The organism is Azospirillum sp. (assembly GCF_035628975.1).
GTDB lineage: Bacteria > Pseudomonadota > Alphaproteobacteria > Azospirillales > Azospirillaceae > Azospirillum.
Genome location: NZ_DASPIS010000062.1, coordinates 1 through 17,798, shown reverse-complemented (window position 1 = coordinate 17,798; position 17,798 = coordinate 1). Strand labels below are relative to the sequence as shown.

Sequence of the window (17,798 nt, the reverse complement as noted above, 5' to 3'; positions counted from 1 at the left end):
GGCGGTGCAGAAGGAGGTTCTGGACGACGTGGAGCGCACGCTGCGCACCGAGTTCATGACCAACCTCGCCCGCACCAGCCGCCGCGACAGCCACGAGATGCTGGCGGAGATCTTCAACGGGCTGGACCGCACCACCGAGCACCGCTTCATGGCGGCCCTGGAGGAGCGCAACCGCGACAGCGCCGAGCGCATCAAGTCGCTGATGTTCACCTTCGAGGATCTGTCGAAGCTCGACCCCGGCGGCGTCCAGACCCTGCTGCGCACGGTGGACAAGCAGAAGCTGGGCACCGCGCTGAAGGGCGCATCGGAAACGCTGAAGGACCTGTTCTTCTCCAACATGTCCGAGCGCGCCGCCAAGATCCTGCGCGAGGACATGGCCGCCATGGGTCCGGTCCGCGTCCGCGACGTGGACGAGGCGCAGATGTACATGGTCCAGCTGGCCAAGGATCTCGCCGCCCGCGGCGAACTGGTCATCTCCGAAGGCGGCGGCGAGAACGAGCTGATCTACTGACCGGCGATCCGGCCATAGGGGTGCCGCATGGGACGCATGGCGGACGGCAAGCAGGATTGGGTGGCGGTCCGCCGTGATGCGGAGACCGGCATCGAGACCATCCGCGCCCATTTCCGCGGCCATGCCTATGACCTGCACGACCATGACGAACTGCTGGTCGGCGTCACCGAACAGGGGGTGCAGGCCTTCCGCTGCCGGCGGCGGCTGCACACCAGCACTCCCGGCCGCGTCATCCTGATCGAACCCGGCGAGGCCCATGACGGCCACAGCCCCGAAGAGGACGGCTTCACCTACGCCATGCTCTACCTCCCGGTGCCGCTGCTGACCGCGCGCACCGACGCCTTGAAGGGCTTGATACCGCGCGCCGCCGGCTCTTTGGGCTTCCGTGACACGCTGGCCGACGATCCCGGACTTGCCGCGACGATCCTGTCCGCCTTCCTGGCCCTTCACCGCGGGGAGGGGCGGCTTGCCCGCGACCTGTCGCTGGACCGTCTGGCGGCAAGGCTGGCCGGCCATCTCGCTCCGCCGCCGGACCGCCAACGCCTGCGTCCCGACCGCGCCGCCGCCCTGGCGCGCGACCTGCTGCACGCCCGCATGGCCGAGGATGTCGGGCTCGACGAGCTGTCGGCCGCGGCCGGTGTCGACCGTTTCCGATTGAACCGCGCCTTCCGCACCGCCTTCGGCCTGTCCCCGCATGCCTATCTGGTCAGGCTGCGCCTGCGCGCCGCGCGGCGCCGGCTGGCCGACGGCGAGGCGCCGGCCCTGGTCGCCGCGGAGGTCGGGTTCGCCGACCAGAGCCATCTCGGCCGCTGGTTCCGCCGCGCCTACGGCATGACGCCCGCCGCCTACCGCGATCTGTGCACGAACGTTCCAGACTGAGGCGCGATCATCCGGCATCTGGATGGGCGAAGGAGACCTCCCATGCCCGACAGCCCGATGTCCAACAGCCTGATGACAGAAACCACGTCCTCCGAAGCACCCGTCCGCTTCGACACCAAGGTCGCGCTGGTCATCCGCGCCGACTTGGCCGCGTGGCAGAAGCTGAATGTCGCCGCCTTCCTGGCCACCGGCGTCGCCGCCGCGGCCCCCGAAGCGCTGGGCGAGCCCTATGTCGACGCTGCCGACCGCCGCTATGGCCGCATGCTCGGCCAACCGATCATGATCTTCGCCGCCGACGGCGACCAGCTAAGGGCCGTCCGCGACAGCGCCCTGGACCGGGGGCTGACGCTGGTGCCCTATGTCGCCGCGATGTTCGCCACCGGGCACGATGCCGCCAACCGCGCCGCTTTCCGGGCCGAAGACCCGGCTGCTCCCGATCTGGTCGGTCTGGCCCTGCGCGGGCCGAAGAAGGCGGTGGACAAGACGGTGAAGGGGCTCGTCCTGCACGGGTAGGAGGCGACGGTCTTTTCCGCCCTTACAGCTCCTGCGGCAGGGTGATCGTCACCGTGGTGCCGGCCCCCGGCGTGCTGTCGAAGGCGACCCTGCCGCCGAGCGGGCCGGTCACCGTGTTGAAGACCACTGCCAGCCCCAGCCCCTTGTGGCCGCGGCCGCGGGCGGTGGTGAAGAAGGGATCGGTCAGGAGCGGCAGATGCTCCGCCGCGATGCCGGCGCCGCGATCGCGGACGATCAGGTTCCAGGCCGGTACCGCATCCAGCGTCGCCGACTCCACCGCCACCTCGACGGCGCCGGGACCGCCGGAATAGCCATGGGCGGCGGCGTTGGCGAACAGGTGGTGCAGCACCCGCTCCAGCGGTTGGGTGCAGCCGATCCAGGGACAGGGGGCGCCCGGCATCACCCGCAAGGCCAACGGCAGGTCCGGATGCTGGACGGCGAACAGCGCCGCGATATCGCCCGCCGTCTGGCGCAGGTCCAGCGCCTCCAGCGGTTCGGCGTTCTGGCAGGCGGCGATGGCGGAAAACGCCTCCACCAGGTCCACCGCGCGGGAGAGGTTGGCGTCGAGCAGGGCGGCCGGTTCCCGCAACTCCTCGGTCGCGAGCGGGCCGTTGCCGGGACGGGCCAACTCCTGCAGGTGGCTGGCGGCGGTGACGCAGACGCCGAGCGGCGTGTTCAACTCGTGCGCCAGCCCGGTCACCGCCTGGGTGATGGCGCGCTGGCGGGCCAGTGCCGATTCGGCGATGCGCGTGCGGCGCTCCAGATCCTCGCGCACCACCCGTTCCGACACCTCGCGGATCATCCGGCTGAGTTCGCGCAGCAGCTTCGCCAGCAGATCGGGCGAGGGGGAGATCAGCGCCAGGAACAGGTCGCGCTCCAGCTCGAACACCGTCACCGGCGTGGCGGCGATCACCGAGGCGGAGCGGGCGCCGCCGTCGATCAGCGCCATCTCGCCGAAACAGTCGCCGGCCCGGCGGAATCCGACCTCCACCTGACCGCCGAACTGGTCGTTGCGCACCACCCGCACCGTGCCGTCCAACAGCACGTAAAGCGAACTGGCGCCGTCGCCCTCGCGCATCAGCACCGTGCCGGCCGGTGCATCGAACACCCGCCCGCGCGAGGCCACGGCCGCGCGCTCCTCCGGCGAGAAGGCCTCGAACAGGACGATGCCGTCGAGGATCCCGCCGGGCGTGGTGGTGCCGGTGGCTGCGCTGGTCATGGCGGACGGATGCTCCGAAAGGGCTAATCCCGGCAGCATAAACCAAGCGGCCGGGGCACAGCGAGACGTTAACCGATGCGTTCGCGAATCGGAAACTTGCTTTCGCGCATCAGGCGGTCCAGCAGACCGCGCGATCCGGCCTCGCACAGGTCCAGAACCTCTTCGAACCCGTCCGGACCGCCGTAATAGGGATCGGGAACCTCGCGGTCCTCAAACCCCGGCGCGTCGTCCAGGAACAGGCGGAGCGATGCCGTGGCGCCGGCTGGAACGATGCGGCTCAGCTGGGCCAGATGGCCGTGGTCCATCGCCAGGATATGGTCGAAGCGGGTGAAGTCGGCCGCAACCACCTTGCGGGCGCGCAGGGCCGACAGGTCGACGCCGCGGGCCAGCGCCGCCTGCCGCGTGCGCGGGTCGGGCGGCTCGCCGACATGATAGCTGTGGGTGCCGGCGGAATCGGCGATCACATGCGGCCCGAGCCCAGCGCTCTCGGCCAGATGGCGGAACATCCCCTCGGCGGTCGGCGAGCGGCAGATGTTGCCCGTGCAGACGAACAGGACCTTGACCACCTGCGGTATCCCCCTTCTTTCTTTTCAGCGGCTTTACTTCCGGGCGCGACGAGCGTACGCCGCAGCAGTTTTCCACATGACCGGTTTCCGAACCGCTAAGGGGAGCCTCATGCCCTCACCCGCGCTGACCAACCGCCTGCGTCCGACCGACTCGATCGTCATCCTGACCGGGGCCGGGATTTCCAAGGAATCTGGGCTGGACACCTTCCGCTGCGCCGACGGCATCTGGAGCCAGGTCGATCTGGAGGATGTGGCGACGCCGCAGGGCTTCGCGCGCAACCCGGACCTCGTCCACCGCTTCTACAACGACCGCCGCCGCGGCCTCGCCGACCCGGCGGTGCAGCCCAACGCCGCGCACCGGGCGCTGGCGGAGCTGGAGCGGCGCTGGAAGGGCGATGTCCTGCTGGTGACCCAGAACATCGACGACCTGCACGAGCGCGGCGGATCGAAGGCGCCGCTTCACATGCATGGCGAGTTGCTGAAAGCCTTCTGCCTGCATTGCCGCACGGTGGTCGAGGTGCAGGGCGACCTGTCGGTGCACGACCATTGCCTGACCTGCGGGCGCAAGGGCGGTATGCGGCCGGACGTGGTTTGGTTCGGCGAGATGCCCTACCAGATGGAGCGCATCCAGCGAGCGCTGGAGGAATGCGACCTGTTCGTGTCGATCGGCACGTCCGGCCATGTCTACCCCGCCGCCGGCTTCGTGGCGGAGGCGCGGTCGGCCGGCGCCTATACGGTCGAGCTGAACCTGGAACCGTCGGAAGGAGCTTCCTATTTCCACAGCTCGATCAACGGTCCGGCGACCCAGGTGGTGCCGGCCTTCGTTCAGGATTTGCTGACGCTTGTCTGATGACATGGTTGAGGGCGGTTCCGACCTGGACCGCCTGTTCGCGACGGTGCGCGCCTGCACGCTGTGTGCGGGCGTCCTGCTGCATGGCTGCCGCCCGGTTCTGCGCGGCACCCCCACCGCCCGCCTGCTGATCGTCGGGCAGGCACCCGGCGCGCGGGTTCATGCCAGCGGCATCCCCTGGGACGACGCGTCCGGCGACCGGCTGCGCAAATGGCTGGCGATGGACCGGACCGCCTTCTACGACGAATCCCGCATCGCCGTGGTGCCGATGGGGCTGTGCTATCCCGGAACGATGCCGAAGGGCGGCGATTACCCGCCGAGGCCCGAATGCGCCCCGCTGTGGCACCCACCTGTGCTGGAGGCGCTGTCGGGCGTGCGGCTGACCCTGCTGATCGGACAGTACGCCCAGGCGCGCTATCTGGGCGACCGCCGCAAGGCGACGATGACGGAGACGGTGGCGAACTGGCGCGACTACGGCCCGGCCTACATCCCGCTGCCGCATCCGAGCTGGCGCAACACCGCCTGGCTGAACCGGAACCCCTGGTTCGAGGAGGAGTTGGTGCCGGCGCTGCGCCGCCGGGTGGCAGAGGCGCTGAAGGCCTGAGGCGGGACGCCCCTACTCCGCCCCCCCTACTCCGCCCCCTTACTCCATCGTCTCGATCCGCTCCATGTCGTCGTCGGAAAAGCCGAAATGGTGGCCGATCTCGTGGATCAGGACATGGCGGACGATGGCCGGCAACTCCTCCCCCGTCTCGCACCAGTAATCCAGGATCGGACGGCGGTAGAGGAAGATCATGTCCGGCCCGCCGCGCAGGTCGGCGACGCTTTGCCGCGTCAGATCCACCCCCCGGTACAGCCCCAGCAGGTCGAATGGGCTTTCCAGCTCCATCTCCCGCTCGGTATCCTCATCGGGAAAATCCTCGACATGGATGACGAGGTTCCCGACCGGGGCCAGAAGCTCCGCAGGGATGGTTTCAAGCGCTTCTTCGGCCATGCGCTCCAGGTCTTCGACCGTGGGCGGAACCGTATGGGGACCTGAAGGTTTCCGTATCATGCCGCAGAAGGTAGCGGACCGCCGCCCGTTCGCCAAGAAGCTGCGGGCGGCAAAAGAGGGACGGAAGAAAGGGAGGTCATCATGTCCGATCGTTTGGTCGGCGCGCATCGCCAGACGGCACTGAAGGAACTGCACGGCTGGTCGGAGGTGCTGGAACGCGACGCCATCCGCAAGACCTACCATTTCGCCGATTTTCCGGCCGCCTGGGGGTTCATGAACCAGGTCGCCCTGCTGGCCGAGAAGACCGGCCATCATCCCGAATGGTTCAACGACCTCGGCCGGGTGGAGGTGATCCTCTACACCCGCAGCGCCGACGCCGTGACCCCGGCCGACATCGACTTCGCCCACCGCCTGGACCAGATGGCGCCGCTGCACGACCGGTAGGTCCGCAAGCCGAAGAACGGCGCTTCTCCCGCCTTGGGAGAAGCGCCGCCTTGAGAGAAAGGCCGATGACGGTCAGGCCGCGCGGATGCCGGCCAGGAAGGTCTCCACCTCGCGGCGCAGGTCATCCGCCTGGCGCGACAGGCCGGTGGAGGCGTCCAGCACCTGCGACGCCGCCCGGCCGGTCTGGGCCGCCGCCTCGTGCACCTGGGCGATGTTGCCGCTGACCTCGCCGGTGCCCTGGGCCGCCTGCTGGACGTTGCGGGAAATCTCCGACGTGGTGGCGCTCTGCTCCTCGATGGCGGCGGCGATGGTGGCGGCGATCTCGTTCATCGTGCCGATGGTGCCGCCGATCCCCTCGATGGCGTTCACCGTGCCGCGCGTGGCGCTCTGCACGCTGTTGATCTGGGCGGAGATGTCCTCCGTCGCCTTGGCGGTCTGGTTCGCCAATTGCTTCACCTCGCTGGCGACGACGGCGAAGCCCTTGCCGGCCTCCCCCGCCCGCGCCGCCTCGATGGTCGCGTTCAACGCCAGCAGGTTGGTCTGGCTGGCGATGTCCTGGATCAGCTTGACCACCTCGCCGATGCGCGCGACCTCTTCGGCCAGATTGCGGACGGAGCCGGTGGTGTCCTGCGCCTCGCGCACCGCCTGGGCGGCGACGCCGTTGGACCGGGAGACCTGTTCGCCGATCTCGCGGATCGAGGCGGTCATCTCCTCCGTCGCCGAGGCCACGGTCTGCACGTTCACCGACGTCTGCTCCGCCGCGGAGGTGGAGGCGGAAGCCTGACGGCTGGTCTCCTCCGCCAGCGCCGCCATGGATTCGGCGGTCTCGCTCAACTGAGTGGAAGCGCCGGACACGCTGGTCAGGATGGCCGACACCGCGCGGTCGAAGCCCTGGACCATCCGTTCGACGGCGGCGGCGCGCTTCTCGCGGGCGGCATGCTGGGCCTCCTGTTCGGATTCCAGGCGCACGCGTTCGATGGCGCTTTCCTTCAGCACCTGGATCGCCCGCGCCATCGCGCCGATCTCGTCCGGCAGCTTGGAATAGGCGATGTCGACGCCGAGGTCGCCGTCGGCCAGCCGGACGACGGTGGAGGTGAGCGACCCCAGACGCCGCGTGACCTGGGCCGACAGCACGATCAGGACGATGCCGAAGGTGATGCAGACCGCCGCCAGGACCAGCCCGGCAAGGACCAGCTGGGTCCAGGCCTGGGCCACGCTTTCCCGGTTCGTCTCGTGCGCCACCGAAAGGGCGGCGTCGCGCATCGTCAGAATGTTGTTCAGCATCGGCGTCACCCAGGGACGCCAGTCGGGCAGCGTCACCGGCGGCGGTGCGCCCTTGCGGGCGGCGTCGATGACGCTCTGGAAGCGCTTTTCGCCCTCCGTCATCATGGTGGTGCGCACATGCTCCAGCGCCCTGGTCAACTCCGGCGGGTTGCCGAGATTGAGCACCGCCTGCTGCATCATCTGCCAGAGCCCGCCGATCCTGCCGGTCATCTCGGTCGCCGCCTGCAGCCGCTCCGGCCCGAAGGCCATGCCGCCGACGAACAGCCCGACGGACGCGGAGCGGGTGCCGCCGACATCGCGCATGTCCTGGGCCAGACGCGCCAGATTGACGTGACCGAACAGGTCGGGACCGTTGACGATGGTGGAGCGGTAGGTGTCGTCGATGGCCTTGCCGACATTCTGGTTTGCCGCGGCGATGGCATCGACGGTGGCCGCGGCGATGGTCGCCGGCCGGGCCGCCTTGGCCTGCTCCGCCGCCTGCCGGGCAGCCGTCCGCGCCGCCTTCAGCTGGTTGGCGGCGGTGACGATCGGGGTGGGGACCAGGCCGGCGGCCTCGATCTGCTCGCGGGCCCTGGTCAGAGCCGCATCGCTGGCGGCGATGGCGGCCTCCAGCGGCTGGGCCGCGGCGGTGTCCAGCGGCTTGTCGCTGTCGAAGGCAACCGCCCAGCGCCCGCGTTCGCTCGCCAGCAGGGGGCCGACCTGCAGCGTCGCCTGGAATGCCGAAAGCGAGTCTTCCGTCCGGTGGCGCTGCCGGAGATCGGCCACGGCGTTCCACGCAAGGACGACGGCCATGCAGATCGGAAAGGCGGCGATCAGAACATTTGCGCACAAAACTTTCGCGCGGATATTCATCCGATGTCCCCCGCGTGGCGCGATACATAGATTTAGGGGCAATGTTAGCAACGATCGTTCGCCGGGCGTCAGTCAGGGGCCGTCCTGATCGTCCGCCTGTCAGGGGTTGCACAACAAATCATCAACGGAAACCCACGCGTTTGGTGAGGGCTTAGGGCGCCACCCACCAGCTTTCCACCATCGGTCCATACAGCGGTGTGAGGGCTGGACGCCGCAAGGTCGCCCAGCGGGCGATCCGGTCCACCGGGCTGTGGAAAAGTGGGACCATGTAGTGTCCCCACAGCAGCACCCGGTCCAGCGCCCGCACCCGCCCGACCAACTCCGCACGCGTGGTGGCCGCGGCGATGGAGCGGGCGAGTTCGTCGACCACCGGGTCGCGGATACCGGCAAGGTTGCGGCTACCCTCCTGCCCGGCCGCGTCGGACCCGTAGTAATAGAGCTGCTCGTTTCCGGGAGACAGGCTGGAGGCCCACCAGCGCAGAGTCATATCGAAATCGAAACGGTCCAGCCGCCCCTGGAACTGGGCGCTGTCCACCGTGCGGATGCGTGCTTCGATCCCCAGCGGCTCCAGCGAGCGGGCGAATTCCAGCGCCACCCGCTCCTCCGACGGATCGGCAAGTAGGATTTCGAAGACGAAACGATTCCCGGTCGCATCGGTCAGCCGGCCGTCGCGCACCCGCCAGCCGGCCTGCTCCAGCAGCCGCAACGCCTCGCGCCGGCTGGCGCGCAGGCCCGCCGGGCCGCTGCCGGTCCCGCCATCCGTCAGGGCGAAAGGGTGTGAGAACAGGTCCGGCGGCAACCGGTCGCGGAAAGGCTCCAGCGCCCGCAACTCCTCCCCCTCCGGCAGGCCGCGGGCGGCAAGTTCGGAGTTGGGGTAATAGCTGGCGGTGCGGGTCAGCAGCCCGTGGAACAGGTTGCGGCCGATCCAGTCGAAGTCGGTCGCCATCCCCAGCGCCCGGCGCACCCGCACATCGGCGAAGATCGGCCGGCGGGTGTTGAAGATCAGGCCGCGCGCCGGCTCCGGCCGCCGGTTCGGCAGTTCCTCCCGCACGATACGGCCGTCGCGCAGGGCCGGGCCGTCGTAGCCGGTGGCCCATTTGGCCGGGTCGCTCTCGTACCGAACGTCTCCCTGCCCGGCCTTGAACGCCTCCAGCGCCACGGAGTCGTCGCGGTAATAGTCGAATTCCAGCCGGTCGGCGTTGAACTGCCCGACACGGGTGGGCAGGTCGCGGCCCCAATAGTCGCGCACCCGCTCGTAGACGATGCGCCTTCCCGGATCGACGGCGGCGATGCGGTAGGGACCGCTGCCCAGGATCGGCTCCAGCGTCGTACGGTTGAAGTCGCGGCCGGTCCAGAAGGCCTTGGAATGGATCGGCATCAGCCCCATCAGCAGCGGCATCTCGCGGTCGATGGTTCCGTCCGGGTTGGAGGCGAAGGCGAAGCGGACGGTCTGCGGATCCGGTGTCTCGGCCACCGCGACCTTGGCGTAGAACAGGCGGCGGTTGGGCGTGCCGTGCCGCCGCTGCATCTCCAGGGAGAACAGCACGTCGGCGGCGGTCACCGGCGTCCCGTCGTGCCAGCGTGCCTTGGGATCGATGCGGAAGGTGACGGCGGAGCGGTCGCCGGCCACCTCCACCCGGTCGGCCAGCAGGCCGTAGAGCGAGAAGGGCTCGTCCCACGACCTCGTCAGCAGCGTCTCGAACACATAGCCCAGGCCCAGCGCGGGGATGCCCTTGACGATGTGCGGGTGGAGGCTGTCGAAGCTGCCGGTCACCGCCTGCCGGATGGTTCCGCCCTTCGACGCGGCCGGGTCGACGTAGGGGAAGGCGGTGAAATCCGGCGGCAATGCCAGATCGCCGTGCATGGCTATGCCGTGCGTCGGCGTGCCGTGTTCGGAGGCTACCGCGCATGCCGGACGGAGCGCCGGCAAAGCCAGAAGGATGAGGAGCAGGATGATCGGGCGGGCCATGCCCGGCAGGGTTGCCCCTTTGCCGCACCTGCGCAAGAGCCCACGCAAGTTCCTTGGCCTTGATCGGCGTTCCGCCTAAACTCCGGCCCCGCGTGGCGCCGGACCGGGCATCGGCGCCGAAACAAGAACGTGCCCTGAATACGCCAGTCGAAGGAACGCGATACATGGATCTGAGCAAGCTCGCCGCGGGTAAGAATGCCCCCTGGGACGTGAACGTCGTCATCGAGATTCCGATCGGCGGCCAGCCGGTGAAGTACGAAGTCGACAAGGAATCGGGCGCGGTGTTCGTCGACCGTTTCCTGCACACCGCGATGTTCTATCCCTGCAACTACGGCTTCATCCCGCACACCCTGTCGGGTGACGGCGATCCGGTGGACGTCTGCGTCGTCGGCCAGCACGGCGTCGTCCCGGGTGCGGTCCTGCGCTCGCGTCCCATCGGCGTCCTGTACATGGAGGACGAGGCCGGCGAGGACGAGAAGCTGCTGGCCGTTCCGGTCGACAAGCTGCACCCCTTCTACACCGACGTGAAGAACTACACCGACCTGCCGTCGATCGTGATCGAGCAGATCGCCCACTTCTTCGAGCACTACAAGGATCTCGAGAAGAACAAGTGGGTGAAGGTCCGCGGCTGGGGCGACGCCAACGAGGCCGCCAAGAAGATCGAGGAAGGCCTGGCCCGCGCCCAGGAAGCCAACAAGGGCATCCCGGGTCCGGTGGTCTGAGGATTACCGCGATTCTCAATCGCCGCTGAATCGACCGGCGTCAGCATCTTGACGCCGGTCGCTTTACCCTTGCAGCGAATGAGGGACGCCATGGCCGAACCGGAACGTCTTCCTCCGCCGCCATTTTGGCGAACCCGCTATTTCGCTTTCGACGTTCTGCCGCGCCGTCCCGATCTTGATCCACTGGAGATCAAACGCATCATCAACCGACCGGAAACACGCATCGTTCAGCCGGACGGTCGCATCCGTCTTTATGGGTATTCGGAAACGCTCCGCTGCTTTCTGCGCATCGTGCTATTGTCAGACGGCGTTACCGTTCACAACGCGTTTCCTGACGAGCAGTACACGTCATGAAAACCAGTTACGATCCGGGCACCGACAGCTTGTATATTGAAGTTCGTCCGCTGCCTTCGAAACGGACGGTCGAGATCGAACCCGATGTGATGGTCGATTTCGGCGCCGATGGCGAACCTGTGGGCTATGATATCCAGCACGCCTCAACCAAGACCGATCTGATCGGGCGCCTGATCCTGATGCCGCTGGCCGCCGAATAAGGCTCGGTTGCGTCCGGAACTGTCCTCCCCTTGCGCAGGCAAATGCCCCAACCCGGCAAGCGTCCTGCGCACCGCCAGATCCAGCGGTGTGTGCGGTTCCTCGCCCAGGAAGGCCAGAAGGCGGCGGTTGTCGAGCCGCACCGGTTCCTGCCACAGATAGCGCATCTCGCTGAGTTCGCGGAACAGCGGCACTGCCAGACCGGCCAGCCGCAGCACCCACCAGGGCATCCGCCGCACCGGCAGATCCGGCTCGCCCAATGCGCGGACGATGGCCGCGACCATCCGGCCGCCATCGGCATCCCAGTGTCCATCCATGTGGAACATCGCGTCGTCGCCCAACTCCGCCTCGCGGTCGAGCAGGCGCATCGCGGTTTCCGCCACGTCGGGCAGATAGGCCCATTGATGGCCGATTCCCGGCCGGCCCGGTTGGTTGATCCGGGTCGGCGGCTTGCCGGGTGTCAGCAATCCCTGGCTGAACCAACTGTTGCCCGCCTGCGGACCGAAGAAGTCGCCGCAGCGCAGGATCAGCAGCTTCGCCCCCTGCCCCACCGCGCGATGCAGGCGACGCTCCATCTCCACCCGGATGGCACCCTTGCGGGTGAGCGGGTTCTGCGCCGCAGTCTCCGGGATCAGCGGGAAGACGTCGGGGCCGTAGTTGTAGACGGTGCCGGGCAGCAGGATGCGGGCATCATTGGCACGGGCCGCGGCGATGCTGTTGTCCAGCATGGGTAGAACCAACCGGTCCCAATGCCGGTAGCCCGGCGGATTCACCGCATGGACGATCAGCGCGGCGCCCTCGGCCGCCGTCGCCACATCGGCGGCATTCATCGCATCGCCGAACATCCACTGTATTCTGTCCCGTTGCAGCCGATCCGCCGGTTTGCGGCGCAGACCGCGCACCGTCCAGCCGCGTGCCGCCAGCGCCCGCGCCATCTCGCCGCCGATTCCGCCGGTCGCACCCAGAACCAAGGCGGTCCTGCCCTTGCCGATCGCCTGCCGCTCCATCGCTGCCTCCATCGCTTTTCGCTTCGTGATGGGAGAAGGATGGGGTCGGGAACGGATGAACGGAATTGTCGAACTTTGACTAGTCGTTATACTGAAATCGATGAGCCCGCCACCACCCAGTTGGGATCTCTACCGCAGTTTCCTGGCGGTGATCCGTGAAGGGTCGCTGTCTGCGGCGGCACGCGCCCTGGGGTTGACGCAACCCACCCTCGCCCGCCATGTCGCGGCGCTGGAGGAGGCTGTCGGCGGCACGCTTTTCGTGCGCTCGCCACGCGGACTCGATCCGACCGACGCCGCGCTTGCCTTGCGTCCGCAGGCGGAGGCATTGGATGCGGCGGCGGCCAGCCTGTGGCGCACGGCGTCAGGATGGGGAGCGGAAGTGCGCGGCACCGTACGCGTCACCGCCAGCGAGGTGGTGGGCGCCCGCATCCTGCCGGCGATTCTGGCCGGCCTGCGGGAAAGCCACCCGGCGCTGGAGGTCGAGCTGGTGCTGTCCAACGGCATCGACAATCTGCTGCAACGCGATGCCGATGTCGCCGTGCGCATGGTGGAGCCGGACCAGCAGGCGTTGCTGGTGCGGCGGGTCGGCAGCATCGCGCTGGGTCTGCATGCCCACCGGCGCTACCTGGAGCACCACGGCACGCCATGCAGCCTGGAGGAGCTCGACGGCCACAGCCTGATCGGTTTCGACCGCGAGACGCCGGACATCCGCGCCATGATGCAGCGTGTGCCGGGCCTTACCCTGCCCCGCTTTGCGCTGCGCACCGACAGCCATCTGGCGCAGTTGGCGGCGATCGAGGCCGGGTTCGGCATCGGCATCTGCCAGGTCCCGCTTGCCCGGCGGAACCCCGATCTGGTCCGCCTGCTGGCCGACCGCTTCGAGTTGCCGATGGGGGTGTGGATCGCCATGCATGAGGATCTGCGCTCCACCCCCCGCTGCCGTGCCGTCTTCGACGGGTTGGCGGCGGGCCTGGTGGATCATGTGTCAGCAAATCACATGACGTAGCGTCAACTGGCCCAGCCCATCCGGCGCTCCACCCCGTCGGCGGCCTCCTTCAGGATTTCGGCGCTGCGGCGCAGGGCGGCTTCCTCCTCCGCCGACAGGTTGGGCAGGACGGTGTCGAGCACGCCGCCGGCGCCGATGACGCGCGGCAGCGACAGCACCACCTGCGGCACCCCGCAGACATCGTCGGTCAGCATGGCGCAGGTCGCCACCATCCGTTCGTCAGCGCCGATGGCCGACACCAGCCGGGCCAGCCCGCCGGCGATGCCGAAGGCGGTGTGGCCCTTGCCGTTGATGATGCGGTAGGCGGCGCGGCGAACCCCCTCGTCGATGGCGGCGCGGTCCTCCGCCGTCAGGCTGCGGCGCAGTTGGTCGGCCGCCTGCTCGACGGACAGGCCGGCGACGGTGGCGCTCGACCACAGCAGAACTTCCGAGTCGCCATGCTCGCCGACGACATGGGCATGGACGGAGCGCGGGGTCACCGCCAGTTGCTCCGCCAGCAGGGCGCGGAAGCGCGCGGTGTCCAGAACGGTGCCGGAGCCGATGACCCGGTTGCGGGGGAGGCCACTGATCCGGGTCGCGATCTGCGTCATCACGTCAACCGGGTTGCTGGCGACCAGCAGAACGGCGTCTGGGGCGGCCTTCAGCACCTCCGGAATGATGGCGCCGAACACCTTGGCATTGCGCTCCAGCAGTTCCAGCCGGGTTTCTCCCGGCTTCTGGGCAACGCCGGCCGACAGCACGACCACGCCCGCCCCCTCCAGCGCGGCATAGGAGCCGGCACGGACGGTGACCGCATGGGTGAAGGGCACGGCATGGGCGATGTCCTGGGCCTGGGCTTGGGCCAGCGCCTCGTTCATGTCGACCAGCACGACCTCGCTCGCGGCGCCGGTGGTCACCATGGCGAAGGCCGCGGTGCTGCCGACGAACCCCGCCCCGACGATTCCGACCTTCATGAACAGGCTCCTTTGCGCAAGTTGGCGTCCGGTGGGCCGACAGCTTGGCGACGGTCGGCGTCCCGCCGCAAGTGCGCATCGTGCCGCCTGGGCGGTTTTGCATAGGCGCGACGAAACGCCCCTTGCCCAATGGTCATACCAGCCCGTAATGTTGCGGCGCAGCAAATGGCTGGGATGAAAGTCCGGGCTTGCGCTGTTCGTCATCAAAACCGTCGGCGACCCGTGGCAGACTGGGGCCGGCGCCTTTTCCCAGCACCGGATCCGGTCATGACCGTTCGCAACCTCGACAAGCTGTTCAAGCCCGCCTCCATCGCCCTGATCGGCGCCAGCCGCAAGCCGGGCACGGTGGGGGCCGTGGTGGCCCGCAACCTGTTCCAGGCCGGATTCGACGGACCGGTGATGCCGGTCAACGCGACCGAGCGCGCGGTGGAAGGGGTGCTGACCTACAAGACGGTGGACAGCCTGCCGATCACGCCGGACCTAGGCGTCATCTGCACGGCACCCGACACGGTGGCGGCGACCATCGACGCGCTGGGCAAGCGCGGGACCAAGGCCGCCATCGTCATGACCAAAGGCATGTCCGCCGACCAGACCCAGGCGATGCTGGACGCGGCAAAGCCCTATCTGATGCGGGTGCTGGGCCCCAACAGCCTGGGCGCCATGGTGCCGGGCCGCGGTATGAACGCCAGCTTCGCGCCGGTGGCGCCCCGCAAGGGCGACGTGGCGCTGGTGGCGCAGAGCTCGATGGTGCTGACCTCCATCGCCGACTGGGCGACGTCGCGCGGCATCGGCTTCTCGCATCTGGTGTCGTTGGGCGACCGCGGCGACGTGGATTTCGGCGACCTGCTGGACTATCTGGCCTCCGACGTCACGGTGCGCGCCATCCTGCTCTATATCGAGAGCATCACGCACGCCCGCAAATTCATGTCGGCCGCCCGCTCCGCCTCGCGCCAGAAGCCGGTGATCGTCATCAAGGCCGGCCGCTCCGACGAGGCGCAGGAGGCTGCAGCCTCGCACACCGGCGCCTTGGCGGTGTCGGACGCGGTCTATGACGCGGTGTTCCGCCGCGCCGGCGTGCTGCGGGTGAACGATCTGGCCGAACTGTTCGACGCCGCCGGCACGCTGGGCACCGGGGTGCCGATCACCGGCGACCGGCTGGCGATCCTGACCAACGGCGGCGGCATGGGCGTCATGGCCACCGACAAGCTGATCCAGGCCGGCGGCCGGCTCGCCTCCATGGCGCCGGAGACGCAGGAGGCGCTGGCCAAGGCTCTGGGTCCGCAGCCGGGCGGCGCCCCCTTCCGCAATCCGCTGCGCATCGGGGCCGACGCCACGCCCAAGCGCTATGCCGAGGCGTTGAACGCGCTGATGCAGGACACCAGCAACGACGCGGTCCTGGTCCTGCACTGCCCGTCCGCCCTGACCGACAGCGAGGCCATCGCCCAGGCGGTGGCGGAGACTGTGCAGGCCAACAAGGCCCGCCGCCACCCGGTGCTGACCAGCTGGATCGGTGACCAGTCGGCGGTGGAGGCGCGCAAGCTGTTCGCCGACGCCCGCATCCCGACCTACAACGGCCCGTCCGACGCGGTGCGCGCCTTCATGCATCTGGTGCGCTACCGCCGCAGCCAGCAGCTTCTGATGGAGACCCCGCCGTCCGTGGCGGAGGATTTCCAGCCCGACGAGATCACCGTGAAGAAGGTGGTCTCCCGCGCCATGGCGGAAAAGCGCGAGTGGCTGAGCGAGTATGAGGCCAAGCGCGTGTTGGCCGCCTACGGCATTCCGGTGGTCGACACCCGCGTCGCCGAAACGCCGGAGGAGGCGGCGAACGCCGCCCGCGTCATCGGCGGCCCGATCGCGCTGAAGATCCTGTCGCACGACATCACCCACAAGTCCGACGTCGGCGGCGTGGCTCTCGGCCTGACCAGCCCGGAGAACGTGAAGGCGGAGGCGGAGGCGATGCTGGCCCGCGTCGCCGAACTGGCGCCCGAGGCGAAGATCGAAGGCTTCACCGTGCAGGAGATGGCCGTCAGCCCCGATGCCTACGAACTGATCGTCGGCATGACCGAGAACGAGATGTTCGGCCCGGTCCTGCTGTTCGGCGAGGGCGGCATCGGCGTGGAAGTGGTGGAGGATTACGCGCTGGCCCTGCCGCCGCTGAACATGAAGCTGGCGGCCGAGCAGATGAGCCGCACCCGCATTCACCGGCAGTTGCAGGGCTTCCGCTCCCGCGCCGCGGTCGATCTCGACGCGGTGGCGCTGACGCTGAACAAGGTCAGCCAGCTGGTGGTCGATTTCCCCGAGATCGCGGAGATGGACATCAACCCGCTGCTGGCCGACGCCAACGGCGTGATGGCGCTGGACGCCCGCATCAAGGTCGGCGTGCCGGCCCTGCCCGGGGCGGCCCGGCTGGCGATCCGGCCCTATCCGAAGGCGCTGGAGGACCGCATCACCATCAAGGACGGCCGCCAGTTCTTCGTCCGGCCGATCCTGCCGGAAGATGAGCCGCTGGTGCACCATCTGGTGGAGAACCAGACGGCAGAGGATTTGCGCCTGCGCTTCTTCGCCCCGCTGAAGCGGCTGTCGCACCAGGCGGCGGCGCGCCTGACCCAGATCGACTACGACCGCGAGATGGGGCTGATCGCCGTCGGTCCAGACCCGCAGACCGGCGACACCATCATGTATGGCGTGGTGCGCATCACCGCCGACCCCGACAACCGCCGCGCCGAATATGCGGTGATGGTGCGGTCCGACATGAAGGGCCAGGGGCTGGGCTATATCCTGATGAACAAGATCCTGGATTACGCCCGCTCGCGCGGCATCCGGGAAGTCTATGGCGAGGTTCTGCGCGAGAACACCAACATGCTGAACATGTGCCGCGCGCTCGGTTTCGTGCGCAAGGAGAACCTGGACGAGCCCGGCGTGGTCGAGGTCCGCATCGAACTGGGCGGCGGGTTGGCGGGGTGAGGTTGCTATACCGGCGGTTGACTGTAGGCATGGATGAGGCAATATCAGGCTTGGCGGGCAGAGGCTGGTATCCCCTGCCCGCCGGCCCGATCCTTACCGGTAGAGGTCAAGCATCCGCTTGACGATCTCCAGAACGAGGATCAGGAGCTTGAGGATTTGCATCATCCTCTTCACTCCTCGTAAGCGGCGGGGATGGCGGCCAGTCCGCCATCCCGTCCGCGGCGCCACTCTGGCGCACGCATAGGTATTGCGGAAGGGCTTTCGCTCGCAAAATCGGGAAATCAAGGAACTGCGACGCGCCGTCGCGGGCGCGCCCCACCGGCGTCGAATTCGGTGAGGCGCGCGCCCAGCCTATCCTTGACTTACAGCGACTTACAGCCAGCCGCGGCGGCGGAAGTACCAGAGCGGGACCACGGCCGACAGCACCATCAGCAGGATGGCCATGGGATAGCCGAAACTCCACTCCAGTTCCGGCATATGCTTGAAATTCATGCCGTAGGCGGACGCGATCAG

At 68.4% G+C, this 17,798-nt stretch carries 19 protein-coding genes; 11 read left to right on the top strand and 8 right to left on the bottom strand.

The window, feature by feature from the left end; all coding sequences use genetic code 11:
• From VD964_RS14330 to VD964_RS14320, 3 genes are all read left to right on the top strand, one after another.
• On the top strand, positions 1 to 511 hold a 511-nt coding region (locus VD964_RS14330), incomplete at its 5' end, for a FliG C-terminal domain-containing protein (protein ID WP_324869243.1).
• 27 nt (positions 512 to 538) lie between these two features.
• Complete coding sequence (locus tag VD964_RS14325) at positions 539 to 1,390, top strand: AraC family transcriptional regulator (protein ID WP_324869242.1); 852 nt, start codon at positions 539 to 541, stop codon at positions 1,388 to 1,390.
• 42 nt (positions 1,391 to 1,432) lie between these two features.
• Positions 1,433 to 1,903 carry a DUF2000 domain-containing protein gene (locus VD964_RS14320; RefSeq protein WP_349255955.1) on the top strand — a complete coding sequence of 157 codons (471 nt, stop codon included), beginning with the start codon at positions 1,433 to 1,435 and terminating at the stop codon, positions 1,901 to 1,903.
• A gap of 22 nt (positions 1,904 to 1,925) precedes the next feature.
• Here the strand turns inward: VD964_RS14320 and VD964_RS14315 are convergent, their stop codons facing one another.
• Together VD964_RS14315 and VD964_RS14310 are read right to left on the bottom strand one after the other, a co-directional pair.
• Positions 1,926 to 3,122 (bottom strand): sensor histidine kinase, encoded by a 1,197-nt coding sequence (locus tag VD964_RS14315; protein WP_324869241.1) that lies wholly within the window; start codon positions 3,120 to 3,122, stop codon positions 1,926 to 1,928.
• A 68-nt stretch (positions 3,123 to 3,190) separates the two neighbouring features.
• The gene (locus VD964_RS14310; RefSeq protein ID WP_324869240.1) at positions 3,191 to 3,688 is read right to left on the bottom strand and encodes a low molecular weight protein-tyrosine-phosphatase; all 498 of its coding nucleotides are present in this window, start codon (positions 3,686 to 3,688) and stop codon (positions 3,191 to 3,193) included.
• A 109-nt stretch (positions 3,689 to 3,797) separates the two neighbouring features.
• Between VD964_RS14310 and cobB the strand changes: the two genes are divergently transcribed.
• Together cobB and VD964_RS14300 are read left to right on the top strand one after the other, a co-directional pair.
• On the top strand, positions 3,798 to 4,538 hold the full coding sequence (cobB, locus tag VD964_RS14305; RefSeq protein ID WP_324869239.1) for a Sir2 family NAD+-dependent deacetylase: 741 nt from the start codon (positions 3,798 to 3,800) through the stop codon (positions 4,536 to 4,538).
• A 4-nt stretch (positions 4,539 to 4,542) separates the two neighbouring features.
• On the top strand, positions 4,543 to 5,142 hold the full coding sequence (locus tag VD964_RS14300) for a uracil-DNA glycosylase family protein (RefSeq protein ID WP_414637149.1): 600 nt from the start codon (positions 4,543 to 4,545) through the stop codon (positions 5,140 to 5,142).
• Positions 5,143 to 5,181: 39 nt separating this feature from the next.
• Here VD964_RS14300 and VD964_RS14295 read toward each other — a convergent pair whose 3' ends face one another.
• Positions 5,182 to 5,532: a metallopeptidase family protein gene (locus VD964_RS14295; RefSeq protein ID WP_014249055.1), complete on the bottom strand. Its 351-nt coding sequence runs from the start codon at positions 5,530 to 5,532 to the stop codon at positions 5,182 to 5,184.
• A 141-nt stretch (positions 5,533 to 5,673) separates the two neighbouring features.
• On the opposite strand from VD964_RS14295, the gene VD964_RS14290 reads away from it, so the two are divergent.
• Positions 5,674 to 5,976, top strand: a complete 303-nt coding sequence (locus VD964_RS14290) for a 4a-hydroxytetrahydrobiopterin dehydratase (RefSeq protein WP_194910044.1) — start codon at positions 5,674 to 5,676, stop codon at positions 5,974 to 5,976.
• A gap of 72 nt (positions 5,977 to 6,048) precedes the next feature.
• On the opposite strand, the gene VD964_RS14285 is transcribed toward VD964_RS14290, so the two are convergent.
• Positions 6,049 to 8,052, bottom strand: a complete 2,004-nt coding sequence (locus VD964_RS14285; RefSeq protein WP_324869237.1) for a HAMP domain-containing methyl-accepting chemotaxis protein — start codon at positions 8,050 to 8,052, stop codon at positions 6,049 to 6,051.
• A 211-nt stretch (positions 8,053 to 8,263) separates the two neighbouring features.
• Entirely contained in the window at positions 8,264 to 10,081 is a 1,818-nt protein-coding gene (locus tag VD964_RS14280) for an extracellular solute-binding protein (protein WP_324869236.1), read from the bottom strand.
• Between the two features lie 164 nt (positions 10,082 to 10,245).
• Between VD964_RS14280 and ppa the strand changes: the two genes are divergently transcribed.
• From ppa to VD964_RS14265, 3 genes are all read left to right on the top strand, one after another.
• A complete protein-coding gene (gene ppa, locus VD964_RS14275; RefSeq protein WP_310111108.1) occupies positions 10,246 to 10,803 on the top strand; it encodes an inorganic diphosphatase in 558 nt (185 codons plus the stop codon).
• A 90-nt stretch (positions 10,804 to 10,893) separates the two neighbouring features.
• Positions 10,894 to 11,157, top strand: a complete 264-nt coding sequence (locus VD964_RS14270; protein WP_324869235.1) for a hypothetical protein — start codon at positions 10,894 to 10,896, stop codon at positions 11,155 to 11,157.
• The gene (locus VD964_RS14265) at positions 11,154 to 11,357 is read left to right on the top strand and encodes a DUF2283 domain-containing protein (RefSeq protein WP_324869234.1); all 204 of its coding nucleotides are present in this window, start codon (positions 11,154 to 11,156) and stop codon (positions 11,355 to 11,357) included. The genes VD964_RS14270 and VD964_RS14265 overlap by 4 nt, the downstream gene beginning before the upstream one ends.
• Here the strand turns inward: VD964_RS14265 and VD964_RS14260 are convergent.
• The gene (locus VD964_RS14260; protein ID WP_324869233.1) at positions 11,301 to 12,374 is read right to left on the bottom strand and encodes an NAD(P)H-binding protein; all 1,074 of its coding nucleotides are present in this window, start codon (positions 12,372 to 12,374) and stop codon (positions 11,301 to 11,303) included. The genes VD964_RS14265 and VD964_RS14260 overlap by 57 nt on opposite strands.
• Before the next feature lie 88 nt (positions 12,375 to 12,462).
• Here VD964_RS14260 and VD964_RS14255 point away from each other — a divergent pair, with 88 nt between their 5' ends.
• Positions 12,463 to 13,368 carry a LysR family transcriptional regulator gene (locus tag VD964_RS14255; protein WP_324869232.1) on the top strand — a complete coding sequence of 302 codons (906 nt, stop codon included), beginning with the start codon at positions 12,463 to 12,465 and terminating at the stop codon, positions 13,366 to 13,368.
• A 2-nt stretch (positions 13,369 to 13,370) separates the two neighbouring features.
• Here VD964_RS14255 and VD964_RS14250 read toward each other — a convergent pair whose 3' ends face one another.
• Positions 13,371 to 14,321, bottom strand: coding sequence for an L-lactate dehydrogenase (locus VD964_RS14250; protein WP_324869231.1), 951 nt, complete (start codon positions 14,319 to 14,321; stop codon positions 13,371 to 13,373).
• 267 nt (positions 14,322 to 14,588) lie between these two features.
• Here VD964_RS14250 and VD964_RS14245 point away from each other — a divergent pair, with 267 nt between their 5' ends.
• On the top strand, positions 14,589 to 17,285 hold the full coding sequence (locus VD964_RS14245) for a bifunctional acetate--CoA ligase family protein/GNAT family N-acetyltransferase (protein WP_324869230.1): 2,697 nt from the start codon (positions 14,589 to 14,591) through the stop codon (positions 17,283 to 17,285).
• 372 nt (positions 17,286 to 17,657) lie between these two features.
• On the opposite strand, the gene VD964_RS14240 is transcribed toward VD964_RS14245, so the two are convergent.
• On the bottom strand, positions 17,658 to 17,798 hold a 141-nt coding region (locus tag VD964_RS14240; RefSeq protein ID WP_324869244.1), incomplete at its 5' end, for a CorA family divalent cation transporter.